General features: G+C 60.7%; 15 protein-coding genes. 13 read left to right on the top strand and 2 right to left on the bottom strand.

Features of this window, described 5'->3' with window-relative positions; all coding sequences use genetic code 11:
* The first annotated feature begins 179 nt into the window (after positions 1 to 179).
* Complete coding sequence (gene rfbD / locus NA645_RS13870) at positions 180 to 2,261, top strand: dTDP-4-dehydrorhamnose reductase (protein WP_256049359.1); 2,082 nt, start codon at positions 180 to 182, stop codon at positions 2,259 to 2,261.
* A gap of 113 nt (positions 2,262 to 2,374) precedes the next feature.
* Positions 2,375 to 3,538 (top strand): NAD(P)-dependent oxidoreductase, encoded by a 1,164-nt coding sequence (locus tag NA645_RS13865; RefSeq protein ID WP_256049358.1) that lies wholly within the window; start codon positions 2,375 to 2,377, stop codon positions 3,536 to 3,538.
* A gap of 45 nt (positions 3,539 to 3,583) precedes the next feature.
* Here the strand turns inward: NA645_RS13865 and NA645_RS13860 are convergent, their stop codons facing one another.
* Together NA645_RS13860 and NA645_RS13855 are read right to left on the bottom strand one after the other, a co-directional pair.
* On the bottom strand, positions 3,584 to 3,778 hold the full coding sequence (locus NA645_RS13860; protein WP_256049357.1) for a hypothetical protein: 195 nt from the start codon (positions 3,776 to 3,778) through the stop codon (positions 3,584 to 3,586).
* Positions 3,779 to 4,012: 234 nt separating this feature from the next.
* Positions 4,013 to 4,381, bottom strand: a complete 369-nt coding sequence (locus NA645_RS13855; RefSeq protein WP_256049356.1) for a YgaP-like transmembrane domain — start codon at positions 4,379 to 4,381, stop codon at positions 4,013 to 4,015.
* A gap of 153 nt (positions 4,382 to 4,534) precedes the next feature.
* Between NA645_RS13855 and NA645_RS13850 the strand changes: the two genes are divergently transcribed.
* From NA645_RS13850 to maiA, 11 genes are all read left to right on the top strand, one after another.
* Positions 4,535 to 5,443 carry a LysR substrate-binding domain-containing protein gene (locus NA645_RS13850; protein ID WP_256049355.1) on the top strand — a complete coding sequence of 303 codons (909 nt, stop codon included), beginning with the start codon at positions 4,535 to 4,537 and terminating at the stop codon, positions 5,441 to 5,443.
* A gap of 108 nt (positions 5,444 to 5,551) precedes the next feature.
* The gene (locus NA645_RS13845; RefSeq protein WP_256049354.1) at positions 5,552 to 6,475 is read left to right on the top strand and encodes a hydroxymethylglutaryl-CoA lyase; all 924 of its coding nucleotides are present in this window, start codon (positions 5,552 to 5,554) and stop codon (positions 6,473 to 6,475) included.
* A 27-nt stretch (positions 6,476 to 6,502) separates the two neighbouring features.
* Positions 6,503 to 7,684 carry a CaiB/BaiF CoA transferase family protein gene (locus tag NA645_RS13840; RefSeq protein ID WP_256049353.1) on the top strand — a complete coding sequence of 394 codons (1,182 nt, stop codon included), beginning with the start codon at positions 6,503 to 6,505 and terminating at the stop codon, positions 7,682 to 7,684.
* A 28-nt stretch (positions 7,685 to 7,712) separates the two neighbouring features.
* Positions 7,713 to 8,237, top strand: a complete 525-nt coding sequence (locus NA645_RS13835; protein ID WP_256049352.1) for a gamma carbonic anhydrase family protein — start codon at positions 7,713 to 7,715, stop codon at positions 8,235 to 8,237.
* A 105-nt stretch (positions 8,238 to 8,342) separates the two neighbouring features.
* Positions 8,343 to 9,626 carry an OprD family porin gene (locus NA645_RS13830; protein WP_423836582.1) on the top strand — a complete coding sequence of 428 codons (1,284 nt, stop codon included), beginning with the start codon at positions 8,343 to 8,345 and terminating at the stop codon, positions 9,624 to 9,626.
* Positions 9,627 to 9,672: 46 nt separating this feature from the next.
* Positions 9,673 to 10,614, top strand: coding sequence for an MBL fold metallo-hydrolase (locus NA645_RS13825; protein WP_256049351.1), 942 nt, complete (start codon positions 9,673 to 9,675; stop codon positions 10,612 to 10,614).
* Positions 10,615 to 10,694: 80 nt separating this feature from the next.
* Positions 10,695 to 11,681 (top strand): TRAP transporter substrate-binding protein DctP, encoded by a 987-nt coding sequence (gene dctP / locus NA645_RS13820; RefSeq protein WP_256049350.1) that lies wholly within the window; start codon positions 10,695 to 10,697, stop codon positions 11,679 to 11,681.
* An 84-nt stretch (positions 11,682 to 11,765) separates the two neighbouring features.
* Positions 11,766 to 12,341, top strand: coding sequence for a TRAP transporter small permease (locus NA645_RS13815; RefSeq protein ID WP_256049349.1), 576 nt, complete (start codon positions 11,766 to 11,768; stop codon positions 12,339 to 12,341).
* The gene (locus tag NA645_RS13810) at positions 12,341 to 13,621 is read left to right on the top strand and encodes a TRAP transporter large permease (RefSeq protein WP_256049348.1); all 1,281 of its coding nucleotides are present in this window, start codon (positions 12,341 to 12,343) and stop codon (positions 13,619 to 13,621) included. Before NA645_RS13815 ends, NA645_RS13810 begins: the two co-directional genes overlap by 1 nt.
* Before the next feature lie 46 nt (positions 13,622 to 13,667).
* Positions 13,668 to 14,771: an AbrB family transcriptional regulator gene (locus NA645_RS13805; protein WP_256049347.1), complete on the top strand. Its 1,104-nt coding sequence runs from the start codon at positions 13,668 to 13,670 to the stop codon at positions 14,769 to 14,771.
* 107 nt (positions 14,772 to 14,878) lie between these two features.
* The gene (maiA, locus tag NA645_RS13800; protein WP_256049345.1) at positions 14,879 to 15,514 is read left to right on the top strand and encodes a maleylacetoacetate isomerase; all 636 of its coding nucleotides are present in this window, start codon (positions 14,879 to 14,881) and stop codon (positions 15,512 to 15,514) included.
* Positions 15,515 to 15,548: the final 34 nt, after the last annotated feature.

Genomic DNA, 15,548 nt, shown 5'->3' with positions numbered 1-15,548 from the left:
TTCGCCACATTTCGTTGCAAATCACTGAACCCCATTCGTCTTCCTGGGTCGGAGCTGAGCGCTGTGGATAAACCATGGCGTTGCCGCAGCGGCGCCCCGACGCCAACCACGTGACCAATCGCTGGGCGACTGCTGGGCTTGGATGCCACCTGCCTTCTCGATCAGAGACCGAGCGACCAATGGATCAGATATACGCAGTCGTACTGTCGTACAAACGCAAGGATTTGCTCAAACGCTGCCTCGATGGGATCAACGCGCAAAGCCGGCCGTGCGATGGGGTCATCGTCATTGATAACGCCAGCAATGACGGGACCGAGGAAATGTTGCTCGAGTCGCAACTACCAAACCTGAAGGTGTATGTGCTGTCGCACAACACGGGCGCATCGGGTGGGTTCAGCGCCGGGTTCCGTATTGCCTACCAGCTTGGCGCCGATTTCGTCTGGATGATGGATGACGATGTCATTCCCGAGCCGGACGCGCTACAGAAGCTGACCGAGGCCGGCGAAAAGCTTCGAGCCCAGGACAAGCCGCATTCTTTCCTCTTATCGAGGGCCTATACCGAAGACGGTCTGCTGACCAACGTTCCGCGCATCGACGAACGCACCAATGCCATTGCCTATGAGAACTGGCCGGCACTGCTCGATCTCGGAGTGGTCCCGGTGCGCCCAGCGACATTCGTTTCAATCCTGGTACCGCGCGCTTCGCTGCAACGCTATGGCCTGCCGATCGCATCGATGTTCATGTGGGGCGACGATACCGAGTTCACCTTACGTATCAGTCAGGAGGCTCCCGGGTATTTAGTGGCTGCGAGTAAGGTGCTGCATATGCGGCGGGTCAGCGGCACTATCGACATCCAGCGCGAGACCGACCCTAACCGGGTCGCGTTGCATCGGCATCTGGTGCGCAACGAGTTGTTCGTGGCGCGTAAATACTTTCGCAAGCGTCGCGTCCTGGGCTTGTTGTTTTCCCGCTTGGGGCAGGTGGCTCGCATGTTTCAGCGCGGTCAGTTCGCCAAGGCGAAGATCGTGGCGAAAGGTCTGCTCGAAAGCTTCCGCTTCGCACCGGAGCCGGAAGCCGCCGACGCGCCGGTGGAAACGCTTGGCGTCACCGTACGCGAGTTGATTCCAACGCCGATGACCGCTACGTCGAAGGTCGTCAAGGTTCCGCCGCTTCCAGCCGTTGAATCAGCCGATGCTGAGGGCGGCGCAATGCAATCAACCGATGCTGAATCGAGACAGCCTCGTTCGCTCAGGCCGAACATGCGCGTGCTGGTATGCGGCGCAGGCGGGCAGGTGGGGCGCTGCTTGGTCAATCAGGCGCCAAGTTTTGGGCTGGAAGCCATCGGCCTGCTGCATAAAGACGTCGACATCACATCAACTGAGCAAATTGCCCAGGCGATCGAGCACTACCGGCCGGCGCTGATCATCAACGCGGCGGCCTATACCAATCTCGATCATGCCGAGGCGGAGGTCGCGCATGCCGAAGCGGTTAATCGCGACGGCGCTGGAAATCTCGCCCAGGCCGCCAAGCGGTTCGGCATTCCGCTGTTTCACCTGTCCAGTGAATATGTCTTTTCGGGTGATGGCTCGCAGCCTTATCGAGAGACCGACCCGGCCCTGCCGATCTGCGTCTATGGCAAAACGCGGCGGGCGGGGGAGGTCGTCATCAGCGAAACCCTGGATCGATATCTGATATTGCGCACCAGCTGGATCTACGGCGAGCATGGCAACAACTTCGTGCAGACGATGCTTAATCTCGGCCGCAAAACGAACGAGATATCTGTCGTAAGCGATCAGGTCGGCTGCCCGACTCGCTCACGGAGCGTCGCCAGGGTGTTGATCGAGCTCGCGCTGCGCTATTGCCGCGATGGTGATTTGGAGTGGGGGCTGTACCACTACAGTGGATTGTCGTCGTGCTCGTGGGCCGAATTCGCCGTCGAGATTTTCCGTGAAGCGGAACGGACCGGCTTGATAGACAAGGCGCCGCAGGTGCTGCCGGTGACGAGCGGAAGCCTGCCGCGCGCCGCGGCCCGGCCGGCCTGGTCCGTGCTCGATTGCAGTCGGATCGAGGACACCTTTGGCATCAGGCCCAAACCATGGCGCGACGAGCTGCGGCATGTGATCAGACATATGAGCGACGTGCCAGCGACGCCTTTCGGGCCGGCTCCAAGCCGCGTGCCGTTCCGGACTCACCCACAAAACGAAGGAGCTGGGCCATGCCTGACTCGCTTCGAGTGCGCGCAAGGGGCAAGCCAGCGGTGAAGCCATCCATTTAAACTTTTTCCAAATGTAACAGTCTGAGCTTCACGCAAACCAAAGGGACTTTCGTTATGGGCGAATCAGCAGTTAGACGAGTGGGTGTTTCAGGCACAGGGATGATTTCGCATTGCTTCGTCCGGCTGATCATGCAGCACTACAAGGATCTGCAGATCAGTCGGGTTCTGACTCGCAGGAACATTGGAACGCTGAGCGACTTCCCGCTGCGAGATACGTTAACCAACTCCGTTGATGAGCTCATTTCGAACTCGGACATCATCGTCGAGTGCACGGGCGATGTGTTCTTCGGAACGGAAGTCATCGAGCGTGCATTCGAAGCCGGGTTGCCGGTGGTCACGGTCAATGCCGAGCTTCAGGTCACCACCGGTTCTTATCTATCAGGCAAGGGGTTGCTGACCGAAGCCGAAGGTGATCAGCCGGGCTCTTTAGCGGCGTTGCGAGAAGACGCCTTGCAGATGGGCTTCAAGCCGCTCGTCTACGGCAACATGAAGGGCTATCTGAACCACAACCCGACACCCGAAGACATGGCTTACTGGGCCAAACGGCAGGGCATCAGCATCGAGCAGACCACATCCTTCACCGATGGCACCAAGGTGCAAATCGAGCAAGCGGTTGTCGGTAACGGTTTCGGCGCGACCATTTCTCGCCAGGGGCTGGAAGGGGTGGCATCAACCGACCTGAACCTCAGCGCAAACGTCCTCGGCCTGATTGCGGACGGCATAGGGCAGCCCATCGTCGATTACGTCGTACCTAGCGGTTATCCGGCTGGTGGGGTGTTTCTGGTGTGTCGCCACGATGAGGTTCAGGCACCTGCGATCGAGTATTTCAAACTGGGTCCCGGTCCGTATTACGTGCTGACGCGTCCTTTCCATCTCTGCTCGCTCGAAGTCGGAAAAACAGTCCGTCGAGTGCTGGCCGGAGGCGGCGTACTGCTGAACAACGCGACCGAACCGACCCTGGGCGTCGCGGCGATAGCCAAGCGGGTCATGAAGTCGGGCGACGTGATTGGTCGTGGTATTGGAGGCTTCGATGTGCGTGGCGAAGCAGTGCGGCTCGCCGATGAGCCTAACCATGTCCCCATCGGTTTGCTCCGCAACACGGTGCTCAAAAGAGCCGTCGAGCCTGGGCAGTTGATTACCTTCGACGACATCGACATTCAACCCAGCCGTGTACTGGATATCGTGCTCCAGCAGCGCGAGAAAGTGATTCAGCGGATCGATGTATCGCCCGTGGTGGATGACATCCAGCAAGCGCTCAGATGAGCAGAATGGAAGACGGAGCGCGCTGACTGATCGGCAACTGACCGGTTAGCTCGGCGCCGTTACGTGGGCCGCGCAAAGTGCGGTCCAGACGCTTAGCGCAATCTGAACGGCCGCACCGCCAAAGCAAGCGGCTTCGTTCTGAGCATCTTGCTCGTTATCGAACACCGCTAATACGCTGCCATAGGAATAAACCACTCCCCAGTGTCCAGCTTCTTCGCCGTCGAGCTTTATAGCGTCCATGGGTGTCATCCTGAGAGTTTTACGAAATGTGACGAAATCACGTCGCATAAATACCATGCCGCCAAAATGCCGACAATTGCCGTTCGGCGGCGCTCTCGAACGCACTTGGCGCGAAGCGGATTGTTGTAGCTTCAGTAGAACCGCACCTCCAAGTCGAGGACCCGTCCTGCGACAGCAAACCGGTCCATCTACTTGAGCAGGCAGTGAATAACGAGCAACGCTACCTGCGTCGCTTTAGCTGGTGCGTTGCTTATCCGGGTGAGTTTCATGCCCCATCGGGGTGGTGTCCGGTAGCTTCACTTCGGGCTCTGCGAAGTCGGGGCTGTGCACTTCCGAGTCGAGCGGCATGTGGCTATAACGCTGCTTGTTGGCCAGATCTTGAATGCGATGCGGCTGTTCGGTCTCGGTCAGTATGCGCTTGGCCTCGCAGCGTCCGCTGATGCCACGTGCCAACGCCATGCCGCCCATTGCGAGCTGCAGCAAACCGCTGATGCCGCCGCGACGCAGCCCTTTGCCCAACAGCATCAAGCCGCCCGCCACTGACGCGGTGCGCTCCCAGCCATGCACGTTCTGCGGGGCGGTCTTGTCGAAAAGCCGGTTCATGGTGATCTCCTTTTGCTCATTGTCTCGTTGTGCTTTCGGCAACGCTGCTCGGCGATTCGTTCTGCGCGGCGGATGAAAGGCTCGAGCATTAGCGAAAGAGCAGCCCGATCGCTTTTTCGGTAGGCTCTCGCCACCCATTCAGGATGATTCGACATGTGGCATATCGATCCGGTATCGCTTCGGCTGTTCATCGCGGTGTGCGAAGAGGGAGCCATCAGCAAAGCCAGCGAGCGGGAGTTCATCGCGCCCTCGGCCGTCAGCAAGCGAATCGCTGACATCGAGGCGGATATCGGCACGCCGATGCTGTTGCGCAGCAAGAAAGGCGTGGTGCCGACCCCTGCCGGACAGGCGCTGCTGCGGCACGCCCGGCAATTGCTGCGCAGCATGGAGCGCCTGCAGGGCGAGCTCAGCGAGTACGCCGAGGGCGCGCGGGGGCATGTGAAGATTCTCGCCAACGTGTCTTCGATCATCGAGTTCCTGCCGGAGGAACTCTCGGACTTCATGTTGGAAAATGCGCATATCCATGTCGATATCGAAGAGCGCTTCAGTCCCGACGTGGTGCGTGGTGTGGCGGAGGGGCAGGCGGACCTCGGCGTGTGCCGCAAGTCCATGGTTTCCGGCGATCTGGAATTCATCGACTACCGCAGCGACCATCTGGCCGTCGTCGTCAACGGCGATCATCCCTTGGCCGGTCGCACGCAGATCGCCTTTGCCGAAACGCTGGATTACGATCACCTCGGCCTGTCCGCCTACGCCACGCTGAACGCCTACATGCAACGGGCCGCCGCCCAGGCCGGAGGCGAAGTGCGCTTTCGCACGCATGTGTCCTCGTTCGATGCGGCCTATCGCCTGATCCACGTGGGGCTGGGGCTTGGCATCTTTCCGAGCGAGGCGGTGAGTCGCTACACGGACCTGTTCGATCTGAAGGTCATCCCGCTGACCGATGACTGGGCGCTCGGCCAGTTCGTCATCTGCGTCCGTGATGCCGAGGCGCTGTCGCTGTCAGCGCGTCGGCTGCTCAATCACCTGTTGGCACGGGTGCCTGCCAGCAGCATGCCCTAAACCTATCCCTCGTGGTTGGCGATGGATAGGTACTTGAATAACGTCTTTTCGCGGCGCGGCTGGCTTCTTAGTCTCTCCCTCAAGCGACATGCCCTTGCGAGAGACCTCATGATAAAAATAATCATCAATGAGGTGGGTTTGCGGGATGGCTTGCAAAGCCTCCAGCGCATCATGCCCACCGTCGACAAATGCAAGTGGATCGATGCGGCCTACGCCGCTGGCGTTCGTCACATGGAGGTTGCCTCCTTCGTGCCGGCCAAGCTGCTGCCACAGATGGCCGACGCCAACGAAGTGGTGGCGCACGCACTCAGTTATTCCGATCTCAACGTTACCGTCCTCGCGCCCAATCTGCGGGGTGTCGAGAACGCCTTGGCCAGCGGCGCGCACCGCATCGTCGCGCCGATTTCGGTCAGCGCCGCCCACAGCCTCGCCAATGTACGTCGCAGCCCGCAGGAAATGGTCGAGGAATTCGGCCGCATGTGCGATTTGCGCAGCAGTTCGGGGCGTAAGGTGGTGATGGTCGCCGGTATGTCCACCGCCTTCGGCTGCACCCGCCAGGGCGAGGTGCCGCTTACCGATCTTTGCGAGCTGGTTCGTCTGGTACTGGAAACCGGTTGCGATCAGGTTTCGCTGGGCGATACCACCGGTTACGCGACGCCGGGACAGGTAGGTGAAACCATCAACGCCGTTCGAGCCATTGCCGGCGACAAGCTGCAAGCCGCGCATTTCCACGATACCCGCGGGTTGGCGCTGGCCAACAGCCTGGTCGCCGTGCAGCACGGCATCGGCGAACTCGATGCCTCGCTCGCCGGACTCGGCGGCTGCCCGTTCGCGCCGGGCGCTTCGGGCAATACCGTCACTGAAGACATGGTGTTCATGCTGCAAAGCATGGGTTTCGAGACCGGCATCGACCTGCAACGGCTGATCGAGTCGCGCGCGGTGCTCGAGGCCGCATTGCCCGGGGAAGCCCTGTACGGCTACATCGCCCGCGCCGGTCTGCCGAAAAACTTCGTGGCGCCGCCTGCCGCCTGATCGCGCTTTCACTGCTGGAGTAAAGAAATGTCGAGTCTTCCACTTGACGGGATTCGTGTTGTCGAAATTTCCCACATGGTCATGGGCCCCACCTGCGGAATGATCCTGGGCGACCTAGGCGCCGAGGTGATCAAGATCGAGCCCACCAAGGGCGACGGCACCCGGCGCCTGCTGGGCGCTGGCGCCGGGTTCTTCCGCACCTTCAACCGCAACAAGCAGAGCATTGCAGTTGATGTCGACACACCGGCCGGCAAGGACGCGGTTCTGAAGCTGCTCGACAGCGCCGATGTGTTCATCGAGAACTTCAAGCCTGGTCGGATGGATTCCCTCGGCTTCGGCTACCAGGCAGTCAAGGCGCGTAATCCGAAGATCATTTACACCAGCCTCAAGGGCTTTCTCGCCGGCCCTTACGACAAGCGCCTGGCCCTCGACGAAGTGGTGCAGATGATGGCCGGCCTGGCCTACATGACCGGTCCGGTCGGACGACCCTTGCGCGCCGGCAGTTCGGTCAACGACATCATGGGCGGCATGTTCGGCGCCATCGGCATTCTTGCCGCGCTCAACGAACGCCAGCGCACCGGGCTGGGTCGTGAAGTGCAGAGCGCGCTTTATGAAAACTGCGTACTGCTAGCCGCGCAGCACATGCAGCAGTACGTGGTCACCGGCGAAGCGGCGGCGCCGATGCCCAACCGCATCAGCGCCTGGTCGATCTACGACGTGTTCACCTTCGCCGGGGGCGAGCAGATGTTCGTCGCGGCCACTGGAGATGGCCAGTGGCGAGCGCTGTGCAATCTGATCGGCCAGCAGGCTTTGCTCGATGACCAGAGCCTGGCCACCAACAACGACCGCGTGCTGCAGCGCCCGCGGCTGCTGGCGCATCTAGGCGAAGTCTTCGCCACCCTTGATGCACAGACGCTAGTGCCGCAACTGGAAGCCAACGGCATTCCCTTCGCACCGATTCGTAAGCCGGAAGAACTGTTCGACGACCCGCATCTGATCGAAAGCGGCGGGCTGGCGAAGCTTCAGATCGAAGACGGCTCTTACACCGATATGCCGCTGTTGCCCGTCTCCCTCGACGGCCAGCGCCTGGGGCCGCGCCGCTCCATCCCGCGCATCGGCGAAAACACCCGCGAAATTCTGCTCAGCCTGGGTTATGGCGACGCGCAGATCGACGAACTGCAGCAGGCCGGCGTGTTCCGCGGCGAATGACTACCGCCGAGAAGGCAAGGAGAGAGACATGGCGATTTACCAATTCGAAGGCCAGCGGCCTGAAATCCACGACAGCGTTTACGTGGCCGAGGATGCCACGGTGATCGGCAAGGTCGCGCTGGGCGAGGGGGCCAGCGTCTGGTCCCAGGCGGTGCTGCGCGGTGACAACGAGCTGATCGAGATCGGCGGCGGCAGCAACGTTCAGGAAGGCGCGGTGCTGCACACCGATCCGGGCTATCCGATGCGTATCGGCAGCGACGTGACCATCGGCCACCAGGCCATGCTGCACGGCTGCACGGTGGGTGAGGGCAGCCTGATCGGCATCCAGGCGGTGGTGCTCAACGGCGCCAAGATCGGCCGCAACTGCGTGGTCGGTGCTGGGGCGGTGGTGACCGAGAACAAGGAATTTCCCGATAACTCGTTGATTCTCGGCGCGCCGGCCAAGGTCGTGCGCGAGCTGACCGAAGAAGCCGCCGCTGCGTTTCGCCTCAATGCCAAGGAATACGTCGCCCGTGCGCAGCGACACAAGAACGGGCTGCTGCGCATCGACTGAAATAAGCGGGCCTGGCTGCCAGGCATGCAGGGCTGCTCTCGTTGCGTTGAGAGCAGGCAATGCGTCCTTCGGGACGAACCAATAATAAAAACGGGTTACACAACAATGATAAGAAAAGTGTCTCTACCTACCGGTACCTTGGTGCTCTCAGCAATGGTCGCCGCGCCGTCCGCCTTTGCCGATTTCATTGGCGATGCGAAAGGCAGTCTGGCCACCCAGAATTTCTACTTCAGTCGTGATTTCCGCGACGGCGCGGGACAGAACAAACGTGAGGAATGGGCCCAAGGGTTCATCCTCAAGCTCGAATCCGGTTATACCGAAGGCCCCATCGGCTTTGGCGTCGATGCCCTGGGAATGCTCGGCATCAAGCTCGACTCCAGCCCGGATCGCGCCGGTAGCGGGCTGTTGGAGCGCGGTTCCGATGGCCGCGCCGAGGACGAATATTCAAAGCTCTCCGCTACCGCCAAGGCCAAGATAGGCGAGACCGAAATGCGCTTGGGCGGACTCAGTCCAACCCTGCCGTTGCTGCTATCGAACAATAGCCGTCTGTTCCCGCAGATTTTCACGGGCGCGCAGCTTTTCTCGAACGATCTGGATAAGTTCACCTTTCATCTTGGGCAGGTACGCAAAGTCAAACAGCGCGATTCGGACGAGTCCGTTGACCTGACGACCATGAGCCAGTTTGGCGCGTACGACGATTCGGTCACCAGCGACAGCTACACCTACGGCGGTGTCGACTTTGCGGTGACGCCGCAAACGAAGCTGAGTCTGCATGCCAGTGAGCTGAAGGACCTCTACGGACGGCAATACCTGGGATTCAAACATACCCAGCCATTGAGCGAGGACAGCTCGGTGTTCGTTGAGCTTCGCTACTTCAACGCCTCGGAAACGGGCGCCGAGCGCGTGGGTGAGGTGGATAACCGCGCACTCAGCACCCTGTTCGGTTACCAAACGGGCGGACACCGCATCAGCGGCGGCTACCAGAAACTCTGGGGTGACAGCCCGTTCCCTCTACTTAACGGCGCTGATACCTATCTTTTTGCCCAGCAGAACACCAGCCTGTTCGCCCAGGCGAATGAGCGGGCGCTGCATGCACGCTATGACTACAACTTCGCCGCCATCGGCGTTCCCGGGCTGACGTTTACCCTGCGTTACGTCAAGGGTGACGAGGTCGACCCCGAAAACATCGCCACGCCACAAGCCGCTGCACTGCGTGCGGCCGGTGAAGAAGGGCGCGAATGGGAGCGCACCACCGATATCACTTACGTGGTGCAAAGCGGACCGATGAAGGACGTCAGCCTGCGTTGGAGAAATGCCTCCAATCGCACCAACTACACCCGCAGTAACGACGAGAACCGCGTGATTATCGGGTATGCCTTCAAATTCTGAAGATGAGAAAGGCCGCGTTCATGCCATTGCGTACTTGGAACTCACTATGAAAATCATAAAAGAATGCTTGCTGGCGGTTGTCGTGGGGTCCCTCGTTGCGGTGCCCGTCGTCGCAGCAGAACAAGATGAAGCGAGCGGTACTCGCGTATATACCGTAGGTACCGGGACCCCCGTACCTGAATCGGACCGCGCCGGCGCATCCGTCGCTGTGGTCTACGATGGCCGGTCGTTTCTGTTCGATGTCGGGTCGTCGGTTTCAAACCGTCTGATCAAGCTCGCCGAAGAGGGCGAGAAGAATCTGGCACCGCGCAACATTCAGCATCTGTTCATCACGCATATGCACAGCGACCACACGCTGGGCTTCGCCTCGGTGGCGTTGAATCTGTGGTGGTTGCGGGAGAAGCAGCTGCAGGTCTATGGCCCGGTCGGCACTCGTACGCTTGCCGAGCACATCATCAAAGCCTACGGACAGGACACCGGGATTCGCCAGAAATCGGTTGTCGGAGGCGCCGGAAGAATCACTGATCCGACTCCGATAGTCAGCGAGATCACCGAACCTGGTGTGGTTTATGACGATGGCGAAGTGAAGGTGGAAGCCTTCCTGGTGGATCATGGCGACATCGAGCCGGCGTACGGCTACAAGGTCACCACACCGGACAAGGTGACGGTGATTTCCGGTGACACCACTTATGACGAACGCGTCGCGGCCCAGGCGAAGAATGCCGATTACCTGATCCACGAGGTTTACAGCGAAGCGGGCCTGCAGGCCAGCACCGACCCGAAGCGACCTCAGCGCGCGGACTATCACCGCAACCAGCACGCCTCGATCGAACAGGTCGCAAAGATCGCAGAACAGGCTCAGCCGAAGCTTTTGGTGCTGACACACATCCTCAAGTGGACCGATTCGGTGGAAAACATGCAGACCGAAATGGCGCGGCACTATGACGGCCGTTTCGTATTCGCCCGCGACGCCATGAAGCTGGAATGACCCTGTCGTCCCAACGAGCACGCACGGCGGGGCGTCACCCATCGGCCCGCCAATAAACAGAATTACAAGAAGAGACCACCATGAAAAAGACAGCCCTTGCGTTAGCCGTCCTGTTCTCCGGTACGGCATTGTCCCAGGCCCAGGCAGCCGACTACACGATGCGCCTGAGCCATCAGCTGCCGGCGTCCCACCATGTCGCCAAGGCGCTCGAGCAATTCGCCGAAGACGTGAAGACCAACACCAACGATCAGGTCGAGGTGCAGATATTCGGCGGTGAACAACTGTTCAAGGCCACCCAGAACCACGCCGCTGTTGCCCGCGGCCAGGTTGAGGCGGCCTCGGTGGTGAGCCTGCTGTGGGGTGGCACCGTGCCGGAAGTGCAGGTGTTCAGCATCCCAGGCCTGATGACGACGCGCGCCCAGATCGAGAATTTCTACGGCTCGCCCGCCGAAACCTTGCTGAACGGCAAGCTGCAGAAAAAAGGTGTGCTCAACATCGGCTGGCTGCTGGATGCCAACAACATCACTTTTACTTCGCAGAAGCATCCGCTGCTCGTCCCGGCTGACTTTCAGGGTGTGAAGATCCGCGGCCTGAGTCGCCTCAGCGATGTCGGCTTCATCGCTCTGGGCGCGGCGCCGTCGACCATGCCCGGTTCCGAGGTTTACCAAGGTCTGCAGACCGGTGTGATCGACGCGGGCGCTAGCAGTGCCAGCGCCATCCATGCACGGCGTTATTACGAGGTGCAGAAATACGCCGTGGCGACGCCGCTGATCACCGTGTGGCAGAACCTGATCGTCAATCCACGCTGGTGGGCCTCTCTGCCGGCCGATGTCCAGGCGGGCATCGAGAAGTCTGTGCAGACGGCCGAGCGGCAGCTGTTGCCCGAGAGCGACGAGGTCGATCCCGAGGGTGTAGCCAAGCTCAAGGAGGCGGGCATGGAGGTGACGGTCGTTTCCGGACCGCAGCTCCAGGATCTGGTGTCGATCATGCAGCCGCCCGTCGTGGAGGAATTCAAGAAGACCACCAAGGACGGTGAAAAACTGATCGAGTTGGTCAAGCAACTCTGACCGGTTGTGTGGGGGACGGGTGGCGCGTGGTTGGCTCGCGGCGCCCGGCTCTCGCCTTTGTTGCCATGCGTGCCGAGGTGAGCCATGAATACCAAGCAAGTCTATCTGAGCAGCCAGATGAACGAGATCAATCCCCCGGCGTTCTGCCGAATCTTCAGCACAGCGGTGGCCGGGCTGTTCACCTTTGCGATGGCGCTCTCCGCCATTTGCGTGCTGGTCGCGTTGGTACTGATCGGCTACTCGATCGTAGTGCGTTATTTCGTTGGGCAGCCCTCGCTGTGGATCGACGAGGTGGTGGGCTTTCTGGTGGTCGGCATCGTCATGTTCGGCGCCGCCTGCGCGCTGCGTGAAGGCCGCCATATCGGGGTCGATCTGGTAACCGAAATGATGAGCCCGCGCGTGCAACATTGGGCGCAGGTCTGGTCGATGTCCGTGGTGCTGGTGTTATCCGTGTTCCTGATCGTCAACGGCTGGCGGACGGCGATGTTCTCCAAATCCATCGGGATGGTGACCCAGGGCTATCTGGAATTGCCGATGTACCAACTGCAGTTGTTAATTCCGCTGGGCGGCTTTCTGCTGGCGCTCGCCGCCATCGACAGCCTGTTGCGCCTGGCCTGTGGTGCCTCGGCCTTCGTCGTCAACCAAGAGGAAAAGCACTGATGCTCGCCATTTCTCTGTTGTTGGTGGGGTTGATCCTGCTGCTGCTCACCGGCTTGCCGATCTTCGCCGGGCTGTCGCTGTTCGGCGGTCTGCTGCTGCTCGGTGAGCCGGGCGGGCTGGACATCGTCTCCGATATCGTCTTCGCCAAGACCGGTATGTATGTGCTGGTCGCTATTCCACTGTTCGCCTACATGGCCCATGTGATGATTCGCGGGCGCATCGTCGATGACCTTTACAGCACGGCGTACACCCTGACACGGCACCTGCCGGGCGGTGTCGGCATCGCCACCATCATTGCTTGCATGATCTTTTCAGCGATTTCCGGCTCCAGTGTGGCGACAGCGCTGACCATCGGTGCGGTGGCGATTCCGCAGATGATCCGTTATGGCTACGACCCGAAGATCGCCTACGGACTGGTCGCCGCAGGTGGCACCCTGGGCATTCTGATCCCGCCGTCCGGGCCGATGATTCTCTACGGCGTGGCGACCGACACGTCAATCAGCGGCCTGTTCATGGCCGGTGTGCTGCCCGGCTTCCTGCTGGCCGTAATCTTCTGCGTCTATTGCATGTTTCGTCAGCGCGGCGCGCAGCGTGAAAAGCGTGCCAGCACCGGTGAAATGCTCGTCGCGATCCGTAAGTCCGGTTGGGCGATCACATTGCCCGCGCTGGTGCTTGGCGGCATGTACGCGGGCGTGTTCACCGCCACCGAGGCCGCCGCTGCGGGCGCCTTGCTGGCTCTGGCGATTGCCGCCCTGGTTTACCGCAGCTTCGGTTTGCGTGATGTTTGGGAGTGCGCTAAGGACGCCGCCCGCACCTCGGCGATGCTGTTCATGATCCTCGCCTCGGCAGCAGTGTTCAGCTATGCACTGACCAAACTGATGGTGCCTCAGCAGATCGTCGAGATGGTCACCAAAATGGATATGGGAGCACTGGGCTTCATCATCGCGATGATGGTGATGATCTTCGTGCTGGGCATGTTCCTCGAGTCGATCGCGATCATCCTCATCACCTCGCCGGTGATCATGCCGGTGATGGCGCACCTAGGCATCGATCCGATCTGGTACGGCGTGCTGCTGGTGATCAACCTCGAAGTGGCGATGATCACACCGCCGGTGGGCATGAATTTGTTCACCATCAAGGCCGTTACCCAGTCGCCGATGGGGCCGATCATCCGTGGCTCGTTGCCCTTCGTGGTGCTCATGCTGCTCAGTCTGGCGCTGGTGATGGCGTTCCCGCAGCTGGCGACGATGTTGCCGCAGAGCATGATGAACCCGACGTGATGACACTTGATCGCCATGCGACCCCTACGCCTTGGACCAACGATTGATGCACGTCAGGGTTTGGCTGACGTCGCGTCCGCTGTCGATCCAGTGGCTGGCGCTGATCCTTTGTGCCGGGGCGCTGGGAGGGCTGTTTCGGTTGATCGAATTGCCGGCGGCGTTCTTCCTCGGGCCGATGTTCGCGGGGATCGCTTTCGGCGTGATGGGCTGCGCGGCGCAGGTGCCGCTGCGGGCTTACCAGTTTTCCATCGGCCTGGTCGGCGCGCTGGTGGCGCAGTCGATCACGCTCGGCGTACTGGCGTCATTGTTGCAGGATTGGCCGCTGATGCTCGCTGCCGCGGTGCTCACCGTGTTGTTGAGTCTGATTGCGGGGCTGGCACTCATTTGGCTCGGCCGGCTTCCGCCAAGCAGCGCATTGTGGGGTACGGCACCGGGTGCCGCGCCAGTGATGATGTCGATGTCGGAAACCTACGGAGCCGATCCGCGCCTTGTCGCCACCATGCAGTACGTGCGGCTGATTTGTGTGATCGCCATCAGCGCGCTGCTCGGGCATCAGTTGGCGTCCGCGCCGGATTTGGTCGCGCAGGTCCCATCGGTTCCGCCGACGCTGCCAACGCACCTGCGGGATGTGGCGCTCAGCCTGGCGTTGGTGCTGGTGGGCGTCGTGCTGGGATTGCGTGTGCCGGCCGGCTTGATGCTCTGTCCGCTCATGCTCGGTGTATTGGCTCAGCTGAGTGGCGCGTTTCAGATCACCTTGCCTGGCACGCTGATGGCGGTGGCTTATGCGTTGATTGGCGGTTACGTCGGGTTGCGTTTCGACCGCAATACGCTTGTTTATGTAATGCGCAAGTTGCCGATGATGCTCGCGGCCGCGCTGTTGCTGGTCGCGCTTTGCGCCACCTCGGCCTGGATGTTCGCGGCTTTGCTGGAGCGTGACTACTTGTCGGTGTTTCTTGCGACCAGCCCGGGTGGCCTGGATTCGTTGTCGATCATCGCCATGGAGGCGGGCGGCGATGTCGGTCTGGTGGCGGCGTTGCAGACGCTGCGGTTGCTCGCCGTTGTGCTGCTCACGCCACCGCTGATCAGACTCTGCCTGCATCTCTACCGACGCAGGGCTGAAACAGCGGCGGACAGGAGGGGGAAGGCTTGACAGTCAGAGTCGACTGAAGCAGATTCCACTAAACGTAATTTAATTACGCAAAAATAATAATGCGCTCTGAAAATGAAGCGCGACCTTGCAAACAGCGTGGCCTCGAAATGGAACTACACACCTACTACCGCTCTACGTCGTCCTACCGGGTGCGTATTGCGCTTGCGCTGAAGGGCCTGGATTATCGCGCGGTGCCGGTCAACCTGATCCGTGACGGCGGCGAGCATCGCCAGTCGGGCTATCTCGCGCTCAATCCGCAGGGTAGGGTGCCGACGCTCCGCACCGACGAGGGCGAGCGGGTGATTCAGTCTCCAGCGATCCTCGAATATTTGGAAGAGCGCTATCCAGAACCGGCACTGCTGCCCCAAGACATCATGGCGCGTGCACGGCATCGGGCTGTGGCTGCGCTGATCGGTTGCGATATCCATCCGCTGCACAACGTCGCGGTGCTCAATCGCCTGCGCGGATTGCAGATTGCCGAAGAAGATGTGCTGGCGTGGATCGGCCATTGGATAGGCGAGGGCCTCAAGGCGGTCGAAGCTCTGATCGGCGACGAAGGCTACTGCTTCGGCGAGCCCGGTATGGCCGATGTGTATCTGCTGCCGCAGCTCTATGCGGCACGACGTTTCGATGTCGACCTGAGCGCCATGCCTCGCATCCTGCGCGTCGAGCGCCTGGCGCTCGCGCATCCGGCCTTTCAGCGGGCTCATCCAGATGTTCAACCGGATACGCCGCAAATATGAAGACGCTTGGCTTTCGACTGACCTTGGGCGACCA

The organism is Stutzerimonas stutzeri, from assembly GCF_024448955.1.
Classification (GTDB): Bacteria; Pseudomonadota; Gammaproteobacteria; order Pseudomonadales; family Pseudomonadaceae; genus Stutzerimonas; species Stutzerimonas stutzeri_AQ.
This window is presented reverse-complemented; position numbering and strand designations above follow the sequence as displayed.